33 protein-coding genes are annotated in these 23,007 nt (G+C 68.3%); 30 read left to right on the top strand and 3 right to left on the bottom strand.

Annotated features, from left to right (window positions below):
- The first annotated feature begins 156 nt into the window (after window positions 1–156).
- From rplP to truA, 24 genes are all read left to right on the top strand, one after another.
- Window positions 157–576: a 50S ribosomal protein L16 gene (rplP, locus tag ACWDSL_RS40095; RefSeq protein ID WP_014178774.1), complete on the top strand. Its 420-nt coding sequence runs from the start codon at window positions 157–159 to the stop codon at window positions 574–576.
- Complete coding sequence (gene rpmC, locus ACWDSL_RS40090) at window positions 576–800, top strand: 50S ribosomal protein L29 (protein WP_450492926.1); 225 nt, start codon at window positions 576–578, stop codon at window positions 798–800. The genes rplP and rpmC overlap by 1 nt, the downstream gene beginning before the upstream one ends.
- Window positions 800–1,087: a 30S ribosomal protein S17 gene (gene rpsQ / locus ACWDSL_RS40085; protein ID WP_450492924.1), complete on the top strand. Its 288-nt coding sequence runs from the start codon at window positions 800–802 to the stop codon at window positions 1,085–1,087. The genes rpmC and rpsQ overlap by 1 nt, the downstream gene beginning before the upstream one ends.
- 102 nt (window positions 1,088–1,189) lie before the next feature.
- The gene (gene rplN / locus ACWDSL_RS40080) at window positions 1,190–1,558 is read left to right on the top strand and encodes a 50S ribosomal protein L14 (protein WP_014178776.1); all 369 of its coding nucleotides are present in this window, start codon (window positions 1,190–1,192) and stop codon (window positions 1,556–1,558) included.
- A gap of 3 nt (window positions 1,559–1,561) precedes the next feature.
- A complete protein-coding gene (gene rplX, locus ACWDSL_RS40075; protein WP_014178777.1) occupies window positions 1,562–1,885 on the top strand; it encodes a 50S ribosomal protein L24 in 324 nt (107 codons plus the stop codon).
- On the top strand, window positions 1,885–2,445 hold the full coding sequence (rplE, locus tag ACWDSL_RS40070) for a 50S ribosomal protein L5 (RefSeq protein ID WP_450492921.1): 561 nt from the start codon (window positions 1,885–1,887) through the stop codon (window positions 2,443–2,445). The genes rplX and rplE overlap by 1 nt, the downstream gene beginning before the upstream one ends.
- Window positions 2,446–2,447: 2 nt before the next feature.
- Entirely contained in the window at window positions 2,448–2,633 is a 186-nt protein-coding gene (locus ACWDSL_RS40065; RefSeq protein ID WP_003948630.1) for a type Z 30S ribosomal protein S14, read from the top strand.
- Between the two features lie 211 nt (window positions 2,634–2,844).
- Window positions 2,845–3,243: a 30S ribosomal protein S8 gene (rpsH, locus tag ACWDSL_RS40060; RefSeq protein WP_450492919.1), complete on the top strand. Its 399-nt coding sequence runs from the start codon at window positions 2,845–2,847 to the stop codon at window positions 3,241–3,243.
- 21 nt (window positions 3,244–3,264) lie between these two features.
- Window positions 3,265–3,804, top strand: coding sequence for a 50S ribosomal protein L6 (rplF, locus tag ACWDSL_RS40055; RefSeq protein WP_450492918.1), 540 nt, complete (start codon window positions 3,265–3,267; stop codon window positions 3,802–3,804).
- A 3-nt stretch (window positions 3,805–3,807) separates the two neighbouring features.
- Window positions 3,808–4,191, top strand: a complete 384-nt coding sequence (gene rplR, locus ACWDSL_RS40050; RefSeq protein WP_450492916.1) for a 50S ribosomal protein L18 — start codon at window positions 3,808–3,810, stop codon at window positions 4,189–4,191.
- A 46-nt stretch (window positions 4,192–4,237) separates the two neighbouring features.
- On the top strand, window positions 4,238–4,843 hold the full coding sequence (gene rpsE / locus ACWDSL_RS40045; protein WP_089509688.1) for a 30S ribosomal protein S5: 606 nt from the start codon (window positions 4,238–4,240) through the stop codon (window positions 4,841–4,843).
- Between the two features lie 2 nt (window positions 4,844–4,845).
- Entirely contained in the window at window positions 4,846–5,028 is a 183-nt protein-coding gene (gene rpmD, locus ACWDSL_RS40040; RefSeq protein WP_450492915.1) for a 50S ribosomal protein L30, read from the top strand.
- 1 nt (window position 5,029) lies between these two features.
- Window positions 5,030–5,488, top strand: a complete 459-nt coding sequence (rplO, locus tag ACWDSL_RS40035) for a 50S ribosomal protein L15 (protein WP_089509687.1) — start codon at window positions 5,030–5,032, stop codon at window positions 5,486–5,488.
- 204 nt (window positions 5,489–5,692) lie between these two features.
- On the top strand, window positions 5,693–7,006 hold the full coding sequence (gene secY, locus ACWDSL_RS40030) for a preprotein translocase subunit SecY (RefSeq protein WP_450492913.1): 1,314 nt from the start codon (window positions 5,693–5,695) through the stop codon (window positions 7,004–7,006).
- A complete protein-coding gene (locus tag ACWDSL_RS40025; protein ID WP_450492911.1) occupies window positions 7,006–7,662 on the top strand; it encodes an adenylate kinase in 657 nt (218 codons plus the stop codon). The genes secY and ACWDSL_RS40025 overlap by 1 nt, the downstream gene beginning before the upstream one ends.
- Before the next feature lie 140 nt (window positions 7,663–7,802).
- A complete protein-coding gene (gene map, locus ACWDSL_RS40020) occupies window positions 7,803–8,639 on the top strand; it encodes a type I methionyl aminopeptidase (RefSeq protein WP_450492909.1) in 837 nt (278 codons plus the stop codon).
- A 149-nt stretch (window positions 8,640–8,788) separates the two neighbouring features.
- A complete protein-coding gene (gene infA, locus ACWDSL_RS40015) occupies window positions 8,789–9,010 on the top strand; it encodes a translation initiation factor IF-1 (protein ID WP_003956442.1) in 222 nt (73 codons plus the stop codon).
- A 28-nt stretch (window positions 9,011–9,038) separates the two neighbouring features.
- Window positions 9,039–9,152 carry a 50S ribosomal protein L36 gene (gene rpmJ, locus ACWDSL_RS40010; RefSeq protein ID WP_003956441.1) on the top strand — a complete coding sequence of 38 codons (114 nt, stop codon included), beginning with the start codon at window positions 9,039–9,041 and terminating at the stop codon, window positions 9,150–9,152.
- Between the two features lie 195 nt (window positions 9,153–9,347).
- Entirely contained in the window at window positions 9,348–9,728 is a 381-nt protein-coding gene (gene rpsM, locus ACWDSL_RS40005) for a 30S ribosomal protein S13 (protein WP_450492908.1), read from the top strand.
- Between the two features lie 66 nt (window positions 9,729–9,794).
- Window positions 9,795–10,199: a 30S ribosomal protein S11 gene (gene rpsK, locus ACWDSL_RS40000; RefSeq protein WP_009715860.1), complete on the top strand. Its 405-nt coding sequence runs from the start codon at window positions 9,795–9,797 to the stop codon at window positions 10,197–10,199.
- A 28-nt stretch (window positions 10,200–10,227) separates the two neighbouring features.
- The gene (gene rpsD, locus ACWDSL_RS39995) at window positions 10,228–10,854 is read left to right on the top strand and encodes a 30S ribosomal protein S4 (RefSeq protein WP_450492906.1); all 627 of its coding nucleotides are present in this window, start codon (window positions 10,228–10,230) and stop codon (window positions 10,852–10,854) included.
- Between the two features lie 135 nt (window positions 10,855–10,989).
- Window positions 10,990–12,012 carry a DNA-directed RNA polymerase subunit alpha gene (locus ACWDSL_RS39990; RefSeq protein ID WP_003966937.1) on the top strand — a complete coding sequence of 341 codons (1,023 nt, stop codon included), beginning with the start codon at window positions 10,990–10,992 and terminating at the stop codon, window positions 12,010–12,012.
- A 125-nt stretch (window positions 12,013–12,137) separates the two neighbouring features.
- Window positions 12,138–12,680, top strand: a complete 543-nt coding sequence (rplQ, locus tag ACWDSL_RS39985; protein WP_450492904.1) for a 50S ribosomal protein L17 — start codon at window positions 12,138–12,140, stop codon at window positions 12,678–12,680.
- 77 nt (window positions 12,681–12,757) lie between these two features.
- Window positions 12,758–13,636 (top strand): tRNA pseudouridine(38-40) synthase TruA, encoded by an 879-nt coding sequence (gene truA / locus ACWDSL_RS39980; RefSeq protein ID WP_450492902.1) that lies wholly within the window; start codon window positions 12,758–12,760, stop codon window positions 13,634–13,636.
- Window positions 13,637–13,640: 4 nt separating this feature from the next.
- Here truA and ACWDSL_RS39975 read toward each other — a convergent pair whose 3' ends face one another.
- The gene (locus tag ACWDSL_RS39975; RefSeq protein ID WP_450492900.1) at window positions 13,641–15,737 is read right to left on the bottom strand and encodes a glycosyltransferase family 4 protein; all 2,097 of its coding nucleotides are present in this window, start codon (window positions 15,735–15,737) and stop codon (window positions 13,641–13,643) included.
- A 187-nt stretch (window positions 15,738–15,924) separates the two neighbouring features.
- The gene (locus tag ACWDSL_RS39970) at window positions 15,925–16,434 is read right to left on the bottom strand and encodes a hypothetical protein (RefSeq protein ID WP_450492899.1); all 510 of its coding nucleotides are present in this window, start codon (window positions 16,432–16,434) and stop codon (window positions 15,925–15,927) included.
- Between ACWDSL_RS39970 and ACWDSL_RS39965 the strand changes: the two genes are divergently transcribed.
- Window positions 16,324–16,683: an ester cyclase gene (locus tag ACWDSL_RS39965; protein ID WP_450492897.1), complete on the top strand. Its 360-nt coding sequence runs from the start codon at window positions 16,324–16,326 to the stop codon at window positions 16,681–16,683. The two genes, ACWDSL_RS39970 and ACWDSL_RS39965, sit on opposite strands and share 111 nt — an antisense overlap.
- A 126-nt stretch (window positions 16,684–16,809) precedes the next feature.
- Complete coding sequence (locus tag ACWDSL_RS39960) at window positions 16,810–17,565, top strand: hypothetical protein (RefSeq protein ID WP_450492895.1); 756 nt, start codon at window positions 16,810–16,812, stop codon at window positions 17,563–17,565.
- Between the two features lie 49 nt (window positions 17,566–17,614).
- Here ACWDSL_RS39960 and ACWDSL_RS39955 read toward each other — a convergent pair whose 3' ends face one another.
- Entirely contained in the window at window positions 17,615–18,487 is an 873-nt protein-coding gene (locus tag ACWDSL_RS39955) for a hypothetical protein (protein ID WP_450492893.1), read from the bottom strand.
- A gap of 72 nt (window positions 18,488–18,559) precedes the next feature.
- Between ACWDSL_RS39955 and ACWDSL_RS39950 the strand changes: the two genes are divergently transcribed.
- The 4 genes from ACWDSL_RS39950 (at window position 18,560) to glmM (ending at window position 22,947) form a co-directional block, all read left to right on the top strand.
- The gene (locus ACWDSL_RS39950; RefSeq protein WP_450492891.1) at window positions 18,560–20,179 is read left to right on the top strand and encodes an ABC-F family ATP-binding cassette domain-containing protein; all 1,620 of its coding nucleotides are present in this window, start codon (window positions 18,560–18,562) and stop codon (window positions 20,177–20,179) included.
- Window positions 20,180–20,417: 238 nt separating this feature from the next.
- Window positions 20,418–20,861 carry a 50S ribosomal protein L13 gene (rplM, locus tag ACWDSL_RS39945; protein ID WP_450492889.1) on the top strand — a complete coding sequence of 148 codons (444 nt, stop codon included), beginning with the start codon at window positions 20,418–20,420 and terminating at the stop codon, window positions 20,859–20,861.
- A 41-nt stretch (window positions 20,862–20,902) separates the two neighbouring features.
- Window positions 20,903–21,430, top strand: a complete 528-nt coding sequence (gene rpsI / locus ACWDSL_RS39940; protein ID WP_450492887.1) for a 30S ribosomal protein S9 — start codon at window positions 20,903–20,905, stop codon at window positions 21,428–21,430.
- Window positions 21,431–21,588: 158 nt separating this feature from the next.
- Window positions 21,589–22,947, top strand: coding sequence for a phosphoglucosamine mutase (gene glmM / locus ACWDSL_RS39935; RefSeq protein WP_450492885.1), 1,359 nt, complete (start codon window positions 21,589–21,591; stop codon window positions 22,945–22,947).
- The last annotated feature ends 60 nt before the right edge of the window (window positions 22,948–23,007 follow it).

The following is a 23,007-nucleotide window of genomic DNA, read 5'->3' as shown; positions in this document are numbered from 1 at the left end:
CGGCAGCGACCGCCCGCAGCGCGGCCGTGGCGGCGAGCGCGGTGGCCGCGGCCGTAAGCCGCAGCAGCAGAATGCCGCAGCCGAGGCCCCCAAGGCCGAGGCCGCCGCGACCGCTGCTCCGGCTGCTGAGAGCACCGGAACGGAGGCCTGACCGACATGCTGATCCCTCGCAGGGTCAAGCACCGCAAGCAGCACCACCCGAAGCGGTCGGGTATGGCCAAGGGCGGCACGGAGCTGGCGTTCGGCGAGTACGGCATTCAGGCCGTCACTCCGGCGTACGTCACCAACCGTCAGATCGAGGCCGCGCGTATCGCGATGACCCGCCACATCAAGCGTGGCGGCAAGGTCTGGATCAACATCTACCCGGACCGTCCGCTGACGAAGAAGCCGGCCGAGACCCGCATGGGTTCCGGTAAGGGCTCGCCGGAGTGGTGGATCGCGAACGTCAAGCCCGGTCGGGTGATGTTCGAGCTGTCCTACCCAAACGAGAAGACTGCGCGTGAGGCGCTCACCCGCGCTGCTCACAAGCTCCCGATGAAGTGCCGGATCGTGCGGCGCGAGGCAGGTGAGTCGTGATGGCGGCCGGTACCAAGGCGTCCGAGCTGCGTGAGCTGAGCAACGAGGACCTCGTTGGCAAGCTCCGTGAGGCCAAGGAAGAGCTGTTCAACCTCCGCTTCCAGGCGGCGACCGGACAGCTCGAGAACCACGGCCGGCTGAAGGAAGTCCGCAAGGACATCGCCCGGATCTACACCCTGATGCGGGAGCGCGAGCTCGGCATCGAGACGGTGGAGAGCGCCTGATGAGCGAGACGAATGTGACTGCAGAGACCAACGAGACCCGCGGCTTCCGCAAGACCCGTGAGGGTCTGGTCGTCAGCGACAAGATGGACAAGACCGTCGTCGTCGCTGTCGAGGACCGCGTCAAGCACGCCCTGTACGGCAAGGTCATCCGCCGTACGAACAAGCTCAAGGCGCACGACGAGCAGAACGCCGCGGGTGTCGGCGACCGTGTCCTCCTGATGGAGACCCGGCCGCTGTCCTCGACCAAGCGCTGGCGCGTCGTCGAGATCCTCGAGAAGGCCAAGTAATCCCCTGAGGGCAGCAGCCCTCAGGCCAGTTCCGCCAGGCTCGGCAGGGGTCCGTGATGTAGCGGCCCCTGCCGGGAACCGGCAGACGATCAGGAGATAGACGTGATCCAGCAGGAGTCGCGACTGCGCGTCGCCGACAACACGGGCGCGAAGGAAATCCTTTGCATCCGTGTTCTCGGTGGTTCCGGTCGCCGCTACGCGGGCATCGGTGACGTTATCGTCGCCACCGTCAAGGACGCGATCCCCGGTGGCAACGTGAAGAAGGGCGAGGTCGTCAAGGCGGTCATCGTGCGCACCGTCAAGGAGCGCCGCCGCCCGGACGGCTCGTACATCCGCTTCGACGAAAACGCGGCCGTCATCCTCAAGAACGATGGCGACCCCCGCGGCACCCGTATTTTCGGCCCGGTGGGCCGTGAGCTGCGCGAGAAGAAGTTCATGAAGATCGTCTCGCTCGCGCCGGAGGTGCTGTAACCGATGAAGATCAAGAAGGGCGACCTGGTTCAGGTCATCACCGGCAAGGACAAGGGCAAGCAGGGCAAGGTCATCCAGGCCTACCCCCGCGAGGACCGCGTCCTGGTCGAGGGTGTCAACCGGGTCAAGAAGCACACCAAGGCCGGCCAGACCGCTCGTGGTTCGAAGACCGGCGGCATCGTGACGACCGAGGCTCCGGTCCACGTGAGCAACGTTCAGCTCGTGGTGGAGAAGGACGGCAAGAAGGTCGTCACCCGCGTCGGATACCGCTTCGACGACGAGGGCAACAAGATCCGCGTTGCCAAGCGGACCGGTGAGGACATCTGATGACTGCCACCATCACTGCACCGCGCCTCAAGCTGCGCTACCGCGAAGAGATCCAGGGCAAGCTGAAGGACCAGTTCTCCTACGAGAACGTCATGCAGATCCCCGGTCTCACCAAGATCGTGGTCAACATGGGTGTGGGCGACGCCGCCCGCGACTCCAAGCTGATCGAGGGCGCCATCCGCGACCTCGCCACGATCACCGGCCAGAAGCCGTCTGTCACCAAGGCCCGTAAGTCCATCGCGCAGTTCAAGCTGCGTGAGGGTCAGCCGATCGGTGCCCACGTCACCCTCCGCGGTGACCGCATGTGGGAGTTCCTGGACCGCCTGCTGTCGCTCGCGCTGCCGCGCATCCGCGACTTCCGCGGTCTGTCGCCGAAGCAGTTCGACGGCCGTGGCAACTACACCTTCGGTCTCACGGAGCAGGTCATGTTCCACGAGATCGACCAGGACAAGATCGACCGGGTACGGGGCATGGACATCACCGTGGTGACCACGGCGTCCAACGACGAGGAAGGCCGTGCCCTGCTTCGTCTCCTCGGCTTCCCGTTCAAGGAGAACTGACCGTGGCGAAGAAGGCTCTGATCGCAAAGGCCGCCCGCAAGCCGAAGTTCGGTGTGCGCGGGTACACCCGCTGCCAGCGCTGCGGCCGGCCCCACTCCGTGTACCGCAAGTTCGGCCTGTGCCGCGTGTGCCTCCGTGAGATGGCTCACCGTGGCGAGCTGCCGGGCGTGACCAAGAGCTCCTGGTAATCCCCCTAAGCGGGATGAACCAGGACTCTCGGTAAGCAAATGGCTGGCGAGAGCCCGCCCCACAATCCCGTAGGCTTGTGGGGTTGGGCACTCGCTGCCTAAATCGTCTTACTACGCCGTAGGTCCCCGCGCCGCACCCGTGCCCACCACTGAGTTGGGTGAGAGGGATGGCGCAGATAGGAAACCCCGGCGAGAGAGGCCGAAGGCCATCATGACCATGACCGATCCGATCGCAGACATGTTGACTCGTCTGCGAAACGCGAACTCGGCATACCACGACTCCGTCGTGATGCCCCACAGCAAGATCAAGTCGCACATCGCGGAGATCCTCCAGCAGGAGGGCTACATCACCGGCTGGAAGGTCGAGGACGCCGAGGTCGGCAAGAGCCTCGTCCTCGAGCTGAAGTTCGGCCCCAACCGCGAGCGCTCGATCGCCGGCATCAAGCGGATTTCGAAGCCGGGTCTGCGGGTCTACGCAAAGTCCACCAACCTGCCGAAGGTGCTCGGCGGCCTGGGCGTGGCGATCATCTCCACGTCGCACGGGCTGCTCACCGGCCAGCAGGCAGGCAAGAAGGGTGTGGGTGGGGAAGTCCTCGCCTACGTCTGGTAACCAGGGAACGGAGGAAGAGCCATGTCGCGAATTGGACGGCTGCCCATCCAGGTTCCCGCTGGTGTGGACGTCACCATCGATGGCCGTACGGTCGCAGTGAAGGGCCCCAAGGGTTCTCTCTCGCACACCGTCGCCGCGCCTATCGAGGTCGCCAAGGGTGAGGACAACAACCTCGTTGTCACCCGCCCGAACGACGAGCGTCAGAACAAGGCCCTGCACGGCCTGTCCCGCACGCTGGTGGCGAACATGATCACCGGCGTGACCCAGGGCTACAGCAAGGCGCTCGAGATCAGCGGTGTCGGTTACCGCGTCCAGGCGAAGGGCTCCAACCTGGAGTTCGCCCTGGGCTACAGCCACCCGATCCTGGTCGAGGCCCCCGAGGGCATCACCTTCAAGGTGGAGTCCCCGACCAAGCTGAGCGTCGAGGGCATCGACAAGCAGAAGGTCGGCGAGGTCGCCGCGAACATCCGCAAGCTGCGCAAGCCGGATCCGTACAAGGCCAAGGGCGTGAAGTACGCGGGCGAGGTCATCGCTCGCAAGGCCGGAAAGACTGGTAAGTAAGCCATGGCATACGGTGTGAAGATCGCCAAGGGCGACGCCCGTAAGGCCGCTGCCGTCAAGCGCCGTCACATCCGCGTCCGCAAGCGGATCTCCGGCACGCCGGAGCGCCCCCGCCTCGTTGTGACGCGCTCCAACCGTCACATGGTGGCGCAGGTCATCGACGACATCGCGGGCCACACGGTGGCCTCGGCGTCGACCCTGGACACGTCCATCCGTGGCGGAGAGGGTGACAAGAGCGCGCAGGCCAAGCAGGTCGGCGCCCTGGTCGCCGAGCGGGCGAAGGCGGCGGGCGTCGAGGCCGTCGTGTTCGACCGCGGTGGTAACCAGTACGCCGGGCGTATCGCCGCTCTGGCGGACGCCGCCCGCGAGGCCGGGCTGAAGTTCTAGCCCAGGTCCCTACGCACAGCGGACATAAACGAGAGAGGTAAATCCAATGGCTGGACCCCAGCGCCGCGGTGGCGGCGCCGGTGGCGGCGAGCGGCGGGACCGGAAGGACCGGCGGGACGGCGGCTCAGCTGCCGAGAAGACCGCTTACGTCGAGCGCGTTGTCGCGATCAACCGCGTCGCCAAGGTTGTGAAGGGTGGTCGTCGCTTCAGCTTCACCGCGCTGGTCGTGGTGGGCGACGGTGACGGCACCGTGGGTGTCGGTTACGGCAAGGCCAAGGAGGTGCCGGCCGCCATCGCCAAGGGTGTGGAGGAGGCCAAGAAGCACTTCTTCAAGGTCCCCCGGATCGCCGGCACCATTCCGCACCCGATCCAGGGCGAGAAGGCCGCGGGCGTCGTGCTGCTGAAGCCGGCTTCGCCCGGTACCGGTGTGATCGCCGGTGGCCCGGTGCGCGCCGTGCTGGAGTGCGCGGGCATCCACGACGTGCTCAGCAAGTCGCTCGGCTCGTCGAACCCGATCAACATCGTGCACGCCACGGTGACCGCTCTCCAGGGGCTTCAGCGCCCCGAGGAGATCGCGGCCCGTCGTGGTCTGCCGCTCGAGGACGTCGCCCCCGCCGCTCTGCTGCGGGCGCGTGCCGGGGTGGGTGCGTAAGCATGGCCCGCCTGAAGATCACGCAGACGAAGTCGTACATCGGCAGCAAGCAGAACCACCGCGACACCCTGCGCTCGCTCGGCCTGAAGAGGCTGGGCGACACGGTTGTCAAGGAGGACCGCCCCGAGTTCCGCGGCATGGCCAAGACCGTGCGGCATCTCGTGACGGTTGAGGAGGTCGACTGACATGGCGGACAGCAACAACCCGCTGAAGGTCCACAACCTCCGGCCCGCCCCGGGTGCCAAGACCGCCAAGACCCGTGTCGGTCGTGGTGAGGCGTCCAAGGGTAAGACCGCTGGTCGTGGCACCAAGGGCACCAAGGCCCGCTACCAGGTTCCGGAGCGCTTCGAGGGTGGGCAGATGCCCCTCCACATGCGGCTCCCGAAGCTCAAGGGCTTCAAGAACCCGTTCCGCACCGAGTACCAGGTCGTGAACCTGGACAAGCTGGCCGCGCTCTACCCGCAGGGTGGCGAGGTCACGGTGGCCGACCTGGTCGCCAAGGGCGCGGTTCGCAAGAACCAGCTCGTCAAGGTGCTGGGTACCGGCGAGGTCTCCGTGGCGCTCCAGGTGACGGTCGACGCCGTCTCCGGTTCCGCCAAGGAGAAGATCACCGCCGCTGGAGGCACGGTCACCGAGCTCGTCTGAGAACGGTGGCACACCTGGCCGGGGATGCCCCACATACGGGGCATCCCCGGTTGGTCGTTCCAAGGGGGGCCAGGTCGCCGGTAAGGTGGCGTGCGTTGTTACCTTCCGCGCGGCCCGTGTACGCGCGGGCCTTGACCGATAACTATTCGTCGATTCTCACGACCACCACCTCTCGCGGCTGACGCGGGGGGCGCAGGAGGCACCGTGCTCACCGCGTTCGCCCGGGCGTTCAAGACGCCCGACCTGCGCAAGAAGCTGCTGTTCACGCTGGGCATCATCGTGCTGTTCCGGCTCGGGCAACATATCCCGATCCCGGGCATCAATTATCAGAACGTCCAGACCTGCATCGATCAGGCCAAGGGTCAGCAGGGGCTCTTCGGTCTGGTCAACATGTTCAGCGGCGGCGCGCTGCTGCAGATCACCATCTTCGCGCTCGGGATCATGCCGTACATCACGGCGAGCATCATCCTGCAGCTGCTGACCGTGGTGATCCCGCGCCTCGAAGCCCTCAAGAAAGAGGGCCAGTCGGGTCAGGCGAAGATCACACAGTACACCCGCTACCTGACCGTGGCGCTCGCGATTCTGCAGGGCACCGGTCTGGTGGCCACCGCTCGCAGCGGCCAGCTGTTCCAGGCCTGCGATGTCGGCAACCAGATCGTCAAGGACGACGCGATCTTCACCACGGTCGTGATGGTCATCACGATGACCGCGGGTACGGCGCTGATCATGTGGCTCGGTGAGCTGGTCACCGACCGCGGCATCGGCAACGGCATGTCGATCCTGATGTTCGTCTCCATCGCGGCCGGCTTCCCGAGCGCCATGTGGACGATCAAGCAGCAGGGCAAGATCATGGGCGGTTGGCTGGAGTTCAGCCTGGTCGTCCTGTGCGGCCTGGTCATGGTCGGCCTGGTGGTCTTCGTCGAGCAGGCCCAGCGCCGTATCCCTGTCCAGTACGCGAAGCGCATGGTCGGCCGTCGTTCGTATGGCGGCACCTCGACCTACATTCCGATGAAGGTCAACCAGGCGGGTGTGATTCCCGTCATCTTCGCGTCCTCGCTGCTCTACATTCCCGCGCTGATCGTTCAGTTCAGCGGGTCCAAAGCAGGCTGGGCCACGTGGATCCAGACCAATTTCGTCAGGGGCGACCACCCGTACTACATCACCACGTACTTCCTGCTCATCGTCTTCTTCGCTTTCTTCTACGTGGCCATCTCGTTCAACCCCGAAGAAGTCGCCGACAACATGAAGAAGTATGGTGGGTTCATTCCGGGCATCCGGGCAGGTCGTCCCACGGCTGAGTATCTGAGCTACGTGCTGAACCGCATTACATGGCCGGGTTCGCTCTATCTGGGACTGATCGCCCTGGTGCCCACGGTGGCGCTGGTGACGCTCGATGCCAATCAGAACTTCCCGTTCGGCGGCACCAGCATCCTGATCATCGTGGGTGTCGGCCTGGAGACCGTGAAGCAGATCGAGAGCCAGCTTCAGCAGCGACATTACGAAGGGTTCCTCCGCTGATGCGAATCGTCCTCGTCGGGCCTCCTGGGGCTGGCAAGGGTACGCAGGCCGCGTACCTCGCCAAGAACCTGTTGATCCCGCACATCTCCACGGGCGACCTCTTCCGCGCGAACATCAGCCAGGGCACGCCCCTCGGCCGGCAGGCGCAGGAGTACATGCGGGCCGGCCAGCTGGTGCCGGACGAGGTCACCATCGGAATGGCCGAAGACCGGATGCGCCAGCCGGACGCCGCGCCGGGCTTCCTGCTCGACGGCTTCCCGCGCAATCTGGCGCAGGCCGAGGCGCTGGATGAGTTCCTCCGAGAGAACCAGATCTCGCTGGACGCGGTGCTGGACCTCGAGGTCCCCGAGGACGAGGTCGTCCGGCGCATCGCCGGGCGGCGCATCTGCCGCAACGACAGCAGCCATGTCTTCCACGTCACCGGCGCCCCGCCGAAGACCGAAGGCGTCTGCGACGAGTGCGGCGGCGAGCTGTACCAGCGCGAGGACGACAGCGAGGAGACCGTCCGCAAGCGTCTTGAGGTCTACCACCGTGAGACGGAGCCGATCATCGACTACTACAAGGCCAAGGGCCAGGTCGTGACGATTCCGGCGCTCGGCAAGGTCTCCGAGGTCACCCAGCGGGCCATGGACGCGCTGGCGGCCAAGGCGGCCTGAGGTCGCTCAAGGGCTTACGGCCGCGGTGCCCATCGGGCGCCGCGGCCGTACTGTTGTGCAGAGAGTTGTGCAAAGAGCGTCGGCCTGGTGGTCGGCCAGGTGAATGACGGCAACGGCGGAAACGCGGGAAGGCAGTCCCAGTGGTGGAGATAAAGACCCCCGATCAGATCGCGAAGATGCGTGAGGCGGGACTGGTCGTGGCGGCCATCCACCAGGCCACCCGCGAGGCGGCCGTCCCCGGCGCGTCGACCAAGGACCTGGACGACGTCGCCCGCAAGGTGATCGCAGACCATGGCGCCAAGTCGAACTTCCTGGGCTACGGGGGCTTCCCCGCGACCATCTGCACCTCGGTGAACGATGTCGTGGTGCACGGCATCCCGGACGCCGAGACCGTCCTCAAGGACGGCGACATCATCTCCATCGACGCGGGCGCGATCGTGGACGGCTGGCACGGCGACGCCGCCTTCACCGCCTTCGTGGGCGACGGCCACGCGCCCGAGCTGTACGAGCTGAGCCGGGTGACCGAGGAGTCCATGTGGGCCGGTATCGCCGCGGTCCGCAAGGGCAACCGCCTGGTCGACATCTCCAAGGCCATCGAGGGCTACATCCGGCGCCAGCCGCGTCCGGCCTCCGGTAAGTACGGGATCGTCGAGGACTACGGCGGCCATGGCATCGGCAGCCAGATGCACATGGACCCGCATCTGCTGAACTATGTCTCGAAGAAGCGCGGCAAGGGCCCGCGGCTGGTGCCCGGCTTCTGTATCGCGATCGAGCCCATGGTGAGCCTGGGCACCGCGAAGACCCATGTGCTGTCCGACGACTGGACGGTCAAGACGGACGACGGCACCTGGTCCAGCCACTGGGAGCATTCGGTCGCGCTCACCGAGGAGGGCCCGCTGGTGCTGACCGCCGTGGACGGCGGGGCGGCCAAGCTCGCCGAATACGGGATACAGACGGCCCCGGACCCCCTGGCGTAAGATCCCGATCGGCTTAATGATCTCCGATTCGGGGCATGCTGCCCCGGATTCGTGTTTCCCGATGGGCTGACGTAGACTGACACGTCGGCTCACGCGTGTCTTTCGGCATGTCGCGAACCGATCAAGGTAGCCGATCCCGAAAGCAGGACATGGCCAAGAAGCAAGGCGCCATCGAAATCGAGGGCACCGTGATCGAGTCTCTGCCGAACGCGATGTTCAAGGTGGAGCTTCAGAACGGTCACAAGGTCCTCGCGCACATCAGCGGCAAGATGCGTATGCACTACATCCGCATCCTGCCCGATGACCGGGTCGTCGTGGAGCTGTCTCCGTACGACCTGACGCGCGGACGGATCGTCTACCGCTACAAGTAGATCTCACGACCCGGAGAACCTCACACCCATGAAGGTCAAGCCGAGCGTCAAGAAGATCTGCGACAAGTGCAAGGTGATCCGCCGCCACGGTCGGGTCATGGTCATCTGCGACAACCTGCGCCACAAGCAGCGCCAGGGCTGACGTACGCCTGACCGCACGACCTGCACCTCGCAGTATCTTCGCGCGACGCATACACATACGTACATACGCAGTCATCCGTTCCCGCCTCCCGCGGGGACGACACCCCCGGTCGGAGGCCGGGGACCCGGCGGCCGCCGCGCGGCGGCCGGGAGTGGTGCTGCGGAAGACCTCCGACAACCATCTGGAGCCAGATTCATGGCACGCCTCGCAGGCGTTGACCTCCCGCGCGAAAAGCGCGTCGAGGTCGCCCTCACTTATGTCTTCGGCATCGGCCGCACCCTTGCCCAGGAGACCCTCGCCAGCACCGGCGTGAACCCGGACACCCGCGTTCGCGACCTGGCGGAAGAGGACCTGGTCAAGATCCGCGAGTACGTGGACAACAACATCAAGACCGAGGGTGACCTCCGTCGCGAGATCCAGGCCGACATCCGCCGCAAGGTCGAGATCGGCTGCTACCAGGGTCTGCGTCACCGCCGCGGGCTGCCGGTCCACGGCCAGCGCACCAGCACCAACGCCCGTACCCGCAAGGGCCCGCGTCGCGCCATCGCCGGCAAGAAGAAGCCGGGCAAGAAGTAGTCCGCACCGGACGCTGTTCAAGCGGTCCGGCTGTAGGACCGACCACCTCCACGGGAGATACACCGAATGCCTCCGAAGAGTCGTACGGCCGGCGCCAAGAAGGTGCGCCGCAAGGAGAAGAAGAACGTCGCCCACGGGCACGCTCACATCAAGAGCACGTTCAACAACACCATCGTCTCGATCACCGACCCGACCGGGAACGTGATCTCTTGGGCCTCGGCCGGCCACGTCGGCTTCAAGGGCTCGCGCAAGTCGACTCCGTTCGCCGCGCAGATGGCCGCCGAGTCGGCCGCCCGCCGGGCGCAGGAGCACGGCATGCGCAAGGTCGACGTGTTCGTCAAGGGTCCGGGCTCCGGCCGTGAGACCGCGATCCGCTCGCTCCAGGCCACCGGCCTGGAGGTGGGCTCGATCCAGGACGTCACTCCGACTCCGCACAACGGATGCCGCCCGCCCAAGCGTCGCCGCGTCTGACCAGCTGAAGTAGGAGAGATACCAGAAAATGGCGCGATACACCGGGGCCGACTGCAAGCGTTGCCGTCGGGAGAAGCAGAAGCTCTTCCTCAAGGGGAGCAAGTGCGAGAGCGCGAAGTGCCCGATCGAGATCCGTCCTTACCCCCCGGGTGAGCACGGTCGCGGGCGCACCAAGGACAGCGAGTACCTGCTGCAGCTCCGTGAGAAGCAGAAGGCCACCCGTATCTACGGCGTCCTTGAGAAGCAGTTCCGTGGTTACTACGCGGAGGCGAACAAGAAGTCCGGCAAGACCGGTGAGAACCTTCTTCGCATCCTCGAGTCGCGGCTGGACAACGTGGTCTACCGGGCCGGCTTCGCCAAGTCCCGCGACCACGCCCGGCAGCTGGTCCGCCACGGGCACATCAATGTGAACGGCCGCAAGACCGACATCCCGTCGGCCCGCGTCGCCGTGAACGACATCATCGAGGTTCGCCCGAAGTCCCGGACCATGACCCCCTTCCAGGTGGCTCAGGCCGAGGCCGGCGAGCGCACCGTGCCGGCGTGGCTGGAGGCCATTCCGTCGCAGCTGCGGATCCTCGTCCACTCGCTGCCCGAGCGCCAGGTGATCGACACCCAGGTGCAGGAGCAGCTGATCGTCGAGCTCTACTCGAAGTAAGCACGACGCTTGGGCCACCTTTCGGGGTGGCTCCGGATACGGGCGGTACGAGCCGTTTGGCCCGTGCCGCCCGTACCATCGTCAGTACAGAGGGCGTCAAATAGCGGGCGCCCACGACTGAAGGATCCAAACACCATGCTGATCGCTCAGCGTCCTTCGTTGACCGAAGAGGTCGTCGACGAATTCCGCTCCCGGTTCGTGATCGAGCCGCTGGAGCCGGGCTTCGGCTACACCCTCGGCAACTCCCTGCGTCGTACGCTCCTCTCCTCGATCCCCGGTGCGGCTGTCACCAGCATCCGGATCGACGGGGTCCTGCACGAGTTCACCACCGTGCCGGGCGTCAAGGAGGACGTCACCGACCTCATCCTCAACATCAAGCAGCTGGTCGTCTCCTCCGAGCACGACGAGCCGGTCGTGATGTACCTGCGCAAGCAGGGCCCCGGCCTGGTCACCGCCGCCGACATCGCCCCGCCGGCCGGTGTCGAGGTGCACAACCCCGACCTGGTCCTGGCCACGCTGAACGGCAAGGGCAAGCTGGAGATGGAGCTGACCGTCGAGCGCGGTCGCGGCTATGTCTCCGCCGTCCAGAACAAGCAGGTCGGCCAGGAGATCGGCCGGATCCCGGTCGACTCCATCTACTCGCCGGTGCTCAAGGTCACCTACAAGGTCGAGGCGACCCGTGTCGAGCAGCGCACCGACTTCGACAAGCTGATCGTCGACGTCGAGACCAAGCAGGCGATGCGCCCGCGTGACGCCATGGCCTCGGCCGGTAAGACCCTCGTCGAGCTGTTCGGTCTCGCCCGCGAGCTGAACATCGACGCGGAGGGCATCGACATGGGCCCGTCCCCCACGGACGCCGCCCTGGCCGCCGATCTGGCGCTGCCGATCGAGGAGCTCGAGCTCACCGTCCGCTCGTACAACTGCCTCAAGCGCGAGGGCATCCACTCCGTGGGTGAGCTCGTGGCGCGGTCCGAGGCGGACCTGCTCGACATCCGCAACTTCGGCGCCAAGTCGATCGACGAGGTCAAGGCCAAGCTGGCCGGTATGGGCCTGGCGCTCAAGGACAGCCCGCCCGGATTCGACCCGACCGCTGCCGCGGACGCGTTCGGCGCGGACGACGACGCGGACGCCGGTTTCGTCGAGACCGAGCAGTACTGAGCCCTGGGGCCCCGAGCTTCGCGCTCGGGGCCCTGAGCTGAAGTGTGAAGACTTCCGGCGGGCGCTCGCCCGTCGGTAACTGACACCGGTACCTCATACGGCCGGTGCAGACCGAAGGAGAAACAATGCCGAGGCCCACCAAGGGTGCCCGTCTGGGCGGCAGCGCGGCGCACGAGCGGCTGATGCTGGCGAACCTCGCCACCTCGCTGTTCGAGCACGGCCGCATCAAGACCACCGAGGCGAAGGCCCGCCGCCTGCGCCCGGTCGCGGAGAAGCTGATCACCAAGGCGAAGAAGGGCGACCTTCACAACCGCCGTCTGGTGCTGGCAACCATCCGTGACAAGAGCGTCGTGCACACTCTCTTCACGGAGATCGGCCCGCGCTACGAGAACCGCCCGGGTGGCTACACCCGTATCACCAAGATCGGTAACCGCCGTGGCGACAACGCGCCCATGGCGGTCATCGAGCTGGTCGAGGCGCTGACCGTGCAGCAGGAGGCTGTCGGCGAGGCCGAGGCCGCCACCAAGCGCACCGCGAAGGACGCTGCCGGCGACAAGGCGCTCGAGGGCCTGAAGAAGGACGAGGCCGCTGAGGCCAAGGACGAGGCCGCTGAGGCCCCGGCCGAGCCCGCCGCGGAAGCGGCTGATGAGGGCAGCAAGGACGCCTGAGCGTTGACGGCTTGAGGTGACGGGCCCGCTCCCAGCGACTTGGGGGCGGGCCCGTCCCGCATGGAGAGGATTTCTGGGTGACGGACGAGGCGCCCGAAGGCTATGTACGCGTCCGGCTGAACCTGTCGTACGACGGCACGGACTTCTCGGGCTGGGCCAAGCAGCGCGGCCGGGACACGGTGCGCACCGTACAGGGCGAGCTGGAGAGCGCCCTCCAGGTCGTCATGCGCATGCAGGACCCTGTGGACCTGACCGTCGCGGGCCGCACCGACGCCGGTGTCCACGCGCGCGGCCAGGTCGCCCATGTCGACCTCCCTGAGCCCGTCTGGGCCGAGCACCGCGAGAAGCTGCTGCGCCGCCTGGCCGGCCGGCTTCCGCACGACATACGCGTCTGGTCCGTCGCCGAGGCCCCGCCCGGCTTCAACGCCCGCTTCTCCGCCGTCTGGCGCCGCTACGCCTACCGCGTCGTCGACCACCCCGGCGGCGTCGACCCGCTGCTGCGCGGCCATGTGCTGTGGCACGACTGGCCGCTGGACGTGGACGCCATGAACGAGGCCGCGCAGAAGCTGCTCGGGGAGCACGACTTCGCGGCGTACTGCAAGAAGCGCGACGGCGCCACCACCATCCGCACCCTCCAGCGGCTGAGCTGGGAGCGCGGCCCCGACGGCATCATCACGGCGACCGTGCGGGCCGACGCCTTCTGCCACAACATGGTCCGGGCCCTGGTCGGCGCCCTTCTCTTCGTCGGCGACGGCCACCGCCCGGCGGACTGGCCCGCCAAGGTGCTGGCCGCCGGGGTGCGTGACTCCGCGGTCCATGTCGTCCGCCCCCATGGGCTGACCCTCGAAGAGGTCGGCTACCCCTCCGACGACCAACTCGCCGCCCGCAACCGCGAGGCGCGCAACAAGCGTTCGCTGCCGCTGGCGCATCCGGCGCCTGGGGCGGGCTGCTGCTGAACCGTCACGCCGGAAGTGTGACGGCCAGGTTGTTGGCCTTGGTGAGGTAGGGGCGGATGCCGTCGGTGGCCGGGTAGAGGTCCGTCTTGTTGCGGTCGACGATGTCGCCGATGATCCGGCCGACGCGGAGCGGAGCCGCGTCGGCCGGGGCCCCGGCGTCCGACCCGAGACGGAGCGTCAGGTCCCATACCGGCGCCTTGGCCGAGTGTGCGTCGGCTGCGCGGATCCGGTCGTACGGGATGGTGGCGCGGAAGTCGGCCGGGCCGAGGGCCGTGACGGGGATGGTGAAGGGGCTCGACGTGCCGCCGCGCGGAACGGCCCAGACGGTGGGGGCCGCGTCCGCCGGGAAGGCGGTGCCGTGCAGGGTGCCCGCCACGCTGATCGCCTCGGCGTCGGCGTGGATCGTACGGGCCTCGGCGTGGGCCCGGCGGCGCCAGGTGCGCAGCGCGAGATGGCCGCCCACGGTGCGGTACGGGATCCACCAGGAGAACGGGGCGTCGGGCAGCGGCTCGAGGTCCAGCAGGCCGCGCCCCTCCGCGAAGCGGCAGTCCACGCGGCGGCGGGCGCCGTCGCCCGGCCGTACGACGTGCAGGTCCCAGCGGCCCTCGGCGAGGGTGAGGGCGCGGCGGTCGAGCAGCGCGGTCCAGGGGGCGTCGTCGGTGGCGGGGGGACGCAGGGGCAGGGTGAGCGGGGCGGTCCCCTGGCCGTCGTGGTCGTCGCGGCGGGTGAGGGTGAGCGCGAGATCGGTGCCGCGCATGTCCGTACGGTCGATCAGGACGGTCAGATTGCCGTCCGCGTCGACGCGGCAGGAGGCGCTGGGGCGCAGCGGCTTGCGGATCAGCTGCTTGACCGCGCCCTTGAGGGTGGTCTTCAGGGGCGACGCCATCGCCAAGGGGCTGCTGAGCCTCAGCAGCGGACCGCGTGCGCGGCGGGTGGCCGGGACGGCCGTGCCACGCGCCTCGTAGAGCTCCGTGAACAGCTGCTCGTACGCCTGCGCCACGCGCTCCGGCGCGTACCGCCGCGCCGCCGCGCGCGCCGCCGCGCCCATCGAGCGGCGCAGCTCGTCGTCCTCGATCAGGCTCAGCAGTCCCTTGGCGATGGCGTCGGTGTCGCCGACGGGGACGAGGAGGCCGTCCCGGCCGTGCGTGATGATCTCGCCCGGCCCGTGGGGGCAGTCGGTGGCGACGACGGGCACACCGCAGTGCATGGCCTCCACGATCGTCATCCCGAACGACTCCTCGCGCGAGGTGACGGCGGCGATCGAGCCCTTGGCCCACTCGGGCTCGATGGGGGAGTGGGCGCCCATGAGCGTGATGTGGTCGGCCAGGCCGAGCTCGTCGATCCGGCGGCGGAGTACGGGCTGCTGGGGGCCTCGGCCGTAGATGCGCAGCTGCCAGTCGGGGTGCTTGGCGGCGACCGTGGCCCAGGCCTCCACCAGCAGGTCGTACCGCTTGACGGGGATGAGCCGCCCGGCCGCCACGACCAGCTTCGCCGAGGAGTCGGACGGCTCCACCTCCGTGGCGGGGACCCCGTTGGGCAGCCCGACGATCCGGGTGGTCACACCGGGCAGCTGGGCGCGGTGTGTCCCGGCGTCGGCCTCCGAGACGGTGGTGTACGCGTCCAGCCGGGCGATCGCGGCGTCGCAGGCGGCGCGGAGCGACGCCTGGTGGGTGCCGTAGATCCGGTGCTCCTGCCCGATCCGCACATAGCGGCGCTGCCCGAACTCGGCGAGGTAGATCACCAGCCCGGGGCGGGTCGCGATGACCACGTCCGCGTCGGTGTCCGCGAGGTATGCGGCGATGCGCTGGTCGGTCAGCGCGTTGAAGTTCGTGGTGCCTTTCGCCTCGGCGGCCGGGATATGCGAAGTGGGCTGTTCGAGAAGGGCGTTGTCCGCGTCGCTCCCCTTCGCCTCCGGGCGCCGGTCGATCAGCGGGGTGATCCGGACGGCGGGGTGGAGGGGGAGACTGGGCGCGCTGTGGGTCCGCATGACGGTGACGATCTCGACCGTATGGCGGGCGGCGAGCGCGCTTGCCATATTGAAGGTCGTGCGGATGGTGCCGCCTATTCCGTACGCGTTGTGCAGCAGAAATGAGATCTTCATGGTGATGTGCGCACGGCCGGGGCGACCCCGCCGCGCGTCGGCCCCCCTCCGGCCCGAGTCTCTGCGCTGATACCGCCCGCCCGCCCGGCTTGGTCAGGGCCGGTACGGGGCGGTTTGCTCGTTAAGACAGAGCACCGAGGGAAAGGTTGCTTTTGCCGCAGCTGATATGTGATGCCCCACATCTGGGTTATCCGGTACAACCCTCCGCGGGGGTCGGGTGTCGGAGCATCCCGTGAATCCCCGGGTTCCGCAAAGAGTGGCGACTGCCGTTCGGTAGAGGACGCTCTCGGCCCGATCCCACGACCAGCCGTTCTCGATCACCAAGGTGCGCCAGCCGGTGTGGCCGAACCAGAACCACAGCAGGCCGGCTGTGTCCTCCACGATGCGCCTTGCGGATCGCCTCGTGCACCGTGAACTGGCCTTCGTTGCCCATCCGCGTGCCCTGCGCCAGCGCCTTGAGGACCGCCTCGGGTGTCCGTAGGGCGAGTATCTGCCGCATGGCCTGCTCGTAGCCGGAGTGCTGGAGGATCAGCGCGCGAGTCCGCGCGGCAGCCTTCTCGCGCAAGGGGGAGACGTAGGTGCGCTGATGGTGCCATCCGCCTGCGCGACTCCGGGACCGGCGGGGGTCCTCGCCTTGGGTGTGTGGATGCGATCGGCCTTCAGTGAGCTGCGCTTCCCCATCCTCGGCACGGCCCACGGCGATGACCAGGTCTGGGTGCGGCTGCGCATGCGGGGCCGTCACACCGGCCCCTTCGTCCGGTTCCGCGAAGGATCCCTCGATCAGGCGATGCCCCCCACCGGGCGCGAGATCGACTTTGAACAGATCCATGTGCTCGGCCTCCGTGACGGCAGGCCGACGGCGGGAGGGGCCGAATCTCGCTCACGGTCGGGACGGCCTCTGCCATGCTCGGGGATGCCGCGTCGGCTGGCCGTTGTGATCTCGTGATCCGGCGTTGCGCAACCTTTTCGGCGATATCGGATTGTCATGGAAATCTCTGTTCGACCAGGTGCAGCCCGATGTTTGATGACCTCAACCGCGATCGCGGGAGAGTCAACCAAGGATGGACAAAACGTGAGTAAGTCTGTGTCGCGCGTCGTGTTGGCGGTCACGGCCGTGGCGGCGCTGGGGTTGGTGACCGCGTGCGGCGGCGACTCCGACGGTGACAAGAAGTCCGACAAGTCAACTGAGAAGACGCCGGCGGCGGAGCAGCAGGCCGCGCCGCTGCCGAAGGCCGCGCTGGGGAAGGCCGTGGTCGTGAAGGCCGACATCAAGGGCTTCGAAGTCGAGAAGATGACGGACAAGGAGTACTCGGACGGCGGGGAGGCGAAGGCCGCCGACGCCAAGTGCCAGCCGCTGGCGCAGTTGATGGGGTCTCAGACGAACCCGGCGCCGAAGGACTCGGCGTACGCGACGTTCGCCTCGGCCGGGGCGCTGACCGGTAGCGGCAAGGGCACGGGGACCGCCACGGGCATGATCCGGCTGTCCTCGTACGCGGAGGCCGGCGCCGAGCAGACCGTATCGGACCTGCGGGGCGCTCTCGCGGCCTGCGCCGGTGGGTTCAAGGCGACCGACGGGAGCGGCGCGAAGGCGGACGTCGCGAAGGTGGAGACGCTGACCGCGCCGAAGCTCGGCGACGAGGCGCTGTCCTACACCTTGGCCGAGGCGGGCACGGAGGACGTCGGCACCGTGAAGTTCACGATCGTGCGCTCCGGTACGCACCTGTCCGTGTTCTTCGGCGTCGACATCGCGAACCCGACCAAGCCCCTCCTCCCGGACGCCGTGGTCTCGGCGCAGGTCGCCAAGTTGGAGAAGGCGCTGAAGGCGTAACAGTGCGCCGCCCGCCCGGCCGCCGAAGCGCGCGGCCGGGCGGCGGGCTCTAGTCGGTGGCCGTCGCCGCCGCCGACGCCTGCTGGTTGCCGCGCTCCAGGATGCGGCGGAAGGCGTAGTCCGCGATATCGCGTCCCGCCCGCACCGCCTTGGTGTCGCCGCTGGTCACGTCCTTGCCGGAGGTGTAGCCGGCGATGGTGAAGTAGGCATAGCGGCCGATGGCGTTGGCGGACGCCTGGCAGTCGGCCTGGCGGCAGAAGACGGGTACACCGTCGCCGGCGAGGGACGCCACATTGGGCCCCGACTGATTCTTGGCCCGCTCCGCCGCCGCCTTGGTGTCGAAGACGGCGATGCCGACGGTGACCGCGACGCCGTCCTTGGAGAAGGTCGCGCGGAACAGTTGGCGGCAGCCGTTGTTGGTGAGGACGGAGCCGAGGCCGCCCTGGGCCGCCGTCGCGCAGTTCTTCGTGGCGGCGGTCGCGGCCTTGGAGTACTCATGGCCGTTCCCGACGGCCTTGTCACCGGAGAAGAGGGTGCCGGTGCTGATCGGCGCCTTGTCCCGCTTCGCGCTGGAGATGATGTCCAGCGGCTTCGGCGGGGCCGGTGGGGCCACATCGGAGAACGTGGGCTCGGGGGTGGGGGACTCGCTGGGCAGGTCCTGCGGCGAGGGCAGCTGACTGGCGGACTTGTCGGACTTGTTGGAGTCGCCCTTGCCGCCGCCGCTGCTGATCACGGCCGTGGCGACGATCGCCGCGACGGCGGCCGTCGCGAGCACACCGCCGCCGATGAACAGCAGCTTGCGGCGGCGGCCGCGCCTTGCGGTGTCGTCGGCGAGCGCCGCCCAGTCGGGCGTCGGCGGTTGGGATCCCCCGGGCCCGTAGCCTCCCCCGGGCCCGTAAGGCCCCCCTTGCCCAAAGCTCATGGCGCACATCGTATTCCGGTCGGGTGCTAAACCGGTTGGTCCGGTACACCGCCAGAGGTCACAATCCGGTGCATGGGACATGTGGAGGCGGGCCATCTCGAGTACTACCTCCCGGACGGGCGGGTGCTGCTCGGGGATGTGTCGTTCCGGGTCGGTGAGGGCGCCGCGGTCGCTCTGGTGGGGGCCAACGGCGCCGGGAAGACCACGCTGCTGAGGCTGATCGCGGGGGAGCTCAAGCCGCACGGCGGAGCGGTGACGGTCAGCGGCGGGCTCGGGGTGATGCCGCAGTTCGTGGGGTCCGTACGGGACGACCGGACGGTGCGGGACCTGCTGGTGTCGGTCGCGCGGCCGGGGATCCGGAAGGCTGCCGGGGCGGTGGACGCGGCCGAGTACGCGATCATGACGAAGGACGACGAGCCCGCGCAGATGAGTTACGCGCAGGCGCTCAGCGACTGGGCCGAGGCGGGCGGGTACGAGGCCGAGACGGTGTGGGACATGTGCACCATGGCCGCGCTCGGCGTCCCGTACGAGCGGGCGCAGTGGCGCCAGGTGCGGACGCTGTCGGGCGGTGAGCAGAAGCGGCTGGTGCTGGAGTCGCTGCTGCGCGGCGCCGACGAGGTGCTGCTGCTGGACGAGCCGGACAACTATCTGGACGTCCCCGGCAAGCGGTGGCTGGAGGAGCGGCTGCGGGAGACGAAGAAGACGGTGCTGTTCGTCTCCCACGACCGGGAGCTGCTGGCCCGCTCCGCCGAGAAGATCATCAGCGTGGAGCCGGGCCCGGCGGGCAGCGACGTCTGGGTGCACGGCGGCGGCTTCGGCACGTACCACCAGGCCCGCAAGGAGCGCTTCGCCCGCTTCGAGGAGCTGCGGCGGCGCTGGGACGAGGAGCACGCCAAGCTCCGGCAGCTGATGCTCACCTTCAAGCAGAAGGCGGCGTACAACTCGGACATGGCCAGCCGTTACCAGGCCGCGAAGACCCGGCTGCGGAAGTTCGAGGAGGCGGGCCCGCCGCAGGAGCCGCCGCGTGAGCAGGACATCCGGATGCGGCTGAAGGGCGGCCGGACCGGGGTGCGCGCGGTGACCTGCCGGCAGCTGGAGCTCACCGGGCTGATGAAACCGTTCGACCTGGAGGTCTTCTACGGGGAGCGGGTGGCCGTACTCGGCAGCAACGGCTCGGGGAAGTCCCACTTCCTGCGGCTGCTGGCGGGCGACGGGGTCGCGCATACGGGCGCGTGGAAACTGGGGGCGCGGGTGGTGCCCGGGCACTTCGCGCAGACCCACGCCCACCCCGAGCTGGACGGGCGCCCCCTCGTCGACATCCTGTGGACCGAGCACGCCAAGGACCGGGGCGGCGCGATGAGCGCGCTGCGCCGCTATGAGCTGGAGCGCCAGGGCGACCAGCGCTTCGACAGGCTGTCCGGCGGGCAGCAGGCACGCTTCCAGATCCTGTTGCTGGAGCTGGCGGGGGCCACCGCGCTGTTGCTGGACGAGCCGACGGACAACCTGGATCTGGAGAGTGCGGAGGCGCTGCAGGAGGGTCTTGAACGGTACGAGGGCACGGTGCTGGCCGTGACGCACGACCGGTGGTTCGCCCGGTCCTTTGACCGCTTTCTGGTCTTCGGGTCGGACGGGGTGGTGCGGGAGGCGTCGGAGCCGGTCTGGGACGAGGGGCGGGTGGCCCGTAAGAGGTGAGCGATGCGGTGGCGTGCCGGGGGCGTTTTGACCCGTACGGGGGCGGGCCGGTATTCTGCCAGTTCGTTATGCGTATTGGCTTGCTCGTTCTCACGTGAGAGGCCGTTACGCCGGTCCACCGGGCCGATGACCAGCGGCAGGCACTCGGTTTGCGTCACCGATGTGCGGCCAAGGCTGTCGTGATCGTCCGGGTGGCCTTGTCAGGACCACACTCACTGAAGAAGCGAAGGCTACGACCGTGCGTACGTACAGCCCCAAGCCCGGCGACGTCCAGCGTCAGTGGCACGTCATCGACGCCACCGACGTCGTCCTGGGCCGCCTGGCCTCTCAGGCCGCCACCCTTCTCCGTGGCAAGCACAAGCCGGTGTACGCGCCGCATGTCGACACTGGTGACTTCGTCATCATCATCAACGCCGACAAGGTGCACCTCTCCGGCAACAAGCGAACCCAGAAGATGGCGTACCGCCACTCCGGCTACCCGGGTGGTCTGCGCTCCATCCGCTATGACGAGCTGCTGGCCAAGAGCCCGGAGAAGGCCGTCGAGAAGGCCATCAAGGGCATGATCCCCAAGAACACCCTGGGCCGTCAGATGCTCTCGAAGCTGAAGGTCTACGCGGGCGACCAGCACCCGCACGGCGCTCAGCAGCCGGTCCCGTTCGAGATCACCCAGGTCGCGCAGTAGTCCCGGCCACCCCCTAAGACGAAGAGAATCTGAGGAGCATCGTGGCCGAGACCACCGCCGAGACCCCCGTCGAGACCCCTGTCGAGACCCCCCTCGATGTCGAGGAGTACACCACCGAGAGCGTGGAGACGATCGAGTCGGAGTACACCTCCGAGTCGCTCGCTTCCCGCTTCGGCGAGCCGCAGCCGGCCGCCGGCACCGGCCGCCGTAAGAACGCCATCGCCCGCGTCCGTATCGTGCCGGGCAGCGGCCAGTGGAAGATCAACGGTCGCACCCTTGAGGGGTACTTCCCCAACAAGGTGCACCAGCAGGAAGTCAACGAGCCCTTCAAGGTGCTCGAGCTGGACGACCGCTACGACGTCATCGCCCGCATCGCGGGTGGCGGCGTCTCCGGTCAGGCCGGTGCGCTGCGCCTGGGCATCGCCCGCGCGCTGAACGAGGCGGACGTGGACAACAACCGCGCCCCGCTGAAGAAGGCCGGCTTCCTGACCCGTGACGACCGCGCCACCGAGCGTAAGAAGGCCGGTCTGAAGAAGGCCCGTAAGGCGCCGCAGTACAGCAAGCGCTAATCGCGCGGCTGCGCTGCTGCCCATACGGCGGCTTCGCTCGCTTGTTCGAACGCCCCGGCGGCACCACCGTGCCGCCGGGGCGTTCGGCTATTCGCACCAGGGGGCGTATACCTACAAGCAAGCTTCCGCCCCCCAGCTCGTAATCTCGGAGGACACCAGTGGGACGACTCTTCGGTACGGACGGTGTGCGCGGTGTCGCCAACGCCGACCTGACGGCTGAGATGGCGCTCGGTCTGTCGGTCGCCGCGGCGCATGTGCTCGCCGAGGCGGGAACCTTCGAAGGCCACCGGGCGGTAGCGGTGGTCGGGAGGGATCCGCGCGCGTCCGGGGAGTTCCTGGAGGCCGCCGTGGTGGCCGGTCTTGCCAGTGCGGGCGTGGACGTACTGCGGGTGGGCGTGCTGCCGACGCCCGCGGTGGCGTATCTGACCGGCGTGCGGGGCGCGGACCTGGGTGTGATGCTGTCCGCCAGCCACAACGCGATGCCCGACAACGGCATCAAGTTCTTCGCCCGCGGCGGCCACAAGCTCGCGGACGAGCTGGAGGACCGGATCGAGACCACCTACCGCGCGCACGCCTCCGGCGAGCCGTGGGTCCGGCCGACCGGCGCGGGCGTGGGCCGGGTGCGCGAGTACGGGGAGGGCTTCGACAAGTACGTCGCCCACCTCATCGGCGTCCTGCCCAACCGGCTGGACGGGCTGAAGGTCGTCATCGACGGCGCGCACGGCGCGGCCGCCCGGGTCTCCCCGGAGGCGTTCACCCGGGCCGGTGCCGAGGTCATCACCATCGGCACCGAGCCGGACGGGCTCAACATCAACGACGGCTACGGCTCCACCCACCTGGACCGGCTCCAGGCCGCCGTCCTCGAGCACCGGGCCGACCTGGGCATCGCGCACGACGGCGACGCCGACCGCTGCCTGGCCGTGGACGCGGTGGGCCAGGAGGTCGACGGCGACCAGATCCTCGCGGTGCTCGCGCTCGCGCTGCGCGAGGCGGGCGGCCTGCGGGAGAACACGGTCGTCGGCACCGTGATGTCCAACCTCGGCTTCAAACTCGCCATGCGGCGCGAGGGCGTCGAGCTGGTCCAGACGGCGGTCGGCGACCGCTATGTGCTGGAGGAGATGAAGGAGCACGGCTACGCCCTGGGCGGCGAGCAGTCCGGCCATGTCATCGTGCTCGACCACGCCACCACCGGCGACGGCACCCTGACCGGGCTGCTGCTGGCCGCCCGGGTGGCCGCCACCGGCCGTACGCTGGCCGACCTCGCGGCCGTCATGGAGCGGCTGCCGCAGGTGCTGATCAACGTCCGGGACGTGGACAAGTCCCGGGTCGCCTCCAGCGCCGAGCTGGCCGCGGCGGTGACGGACGCGGAGCGCGAGCTGGGCGAGACCGGGCGGGTGCTGCTGCGGCCGTCCGGGACCGAGCCCCTGGTGCGGGTGATGGTCGAGGCCGCGGACATCGACCAGGCCCGGTCGGTCGCGGAGCGCCTCGCGGACGCGGTGAAGTCCGCGCTCGGCTAGCCCCGGCAACTTGCGGTGAGTATGAGACAGCGACACGCCATGACGTCGGCGCCTTGCCCA

It is taken from the genome of Streptomyces sp. NPDC000941 (assembly GCF_053599555.1).
Note: the sequence above shows the minus strand (reverse complement) of the source record. Positions and strands in the feature narration are given on the sequence as shown.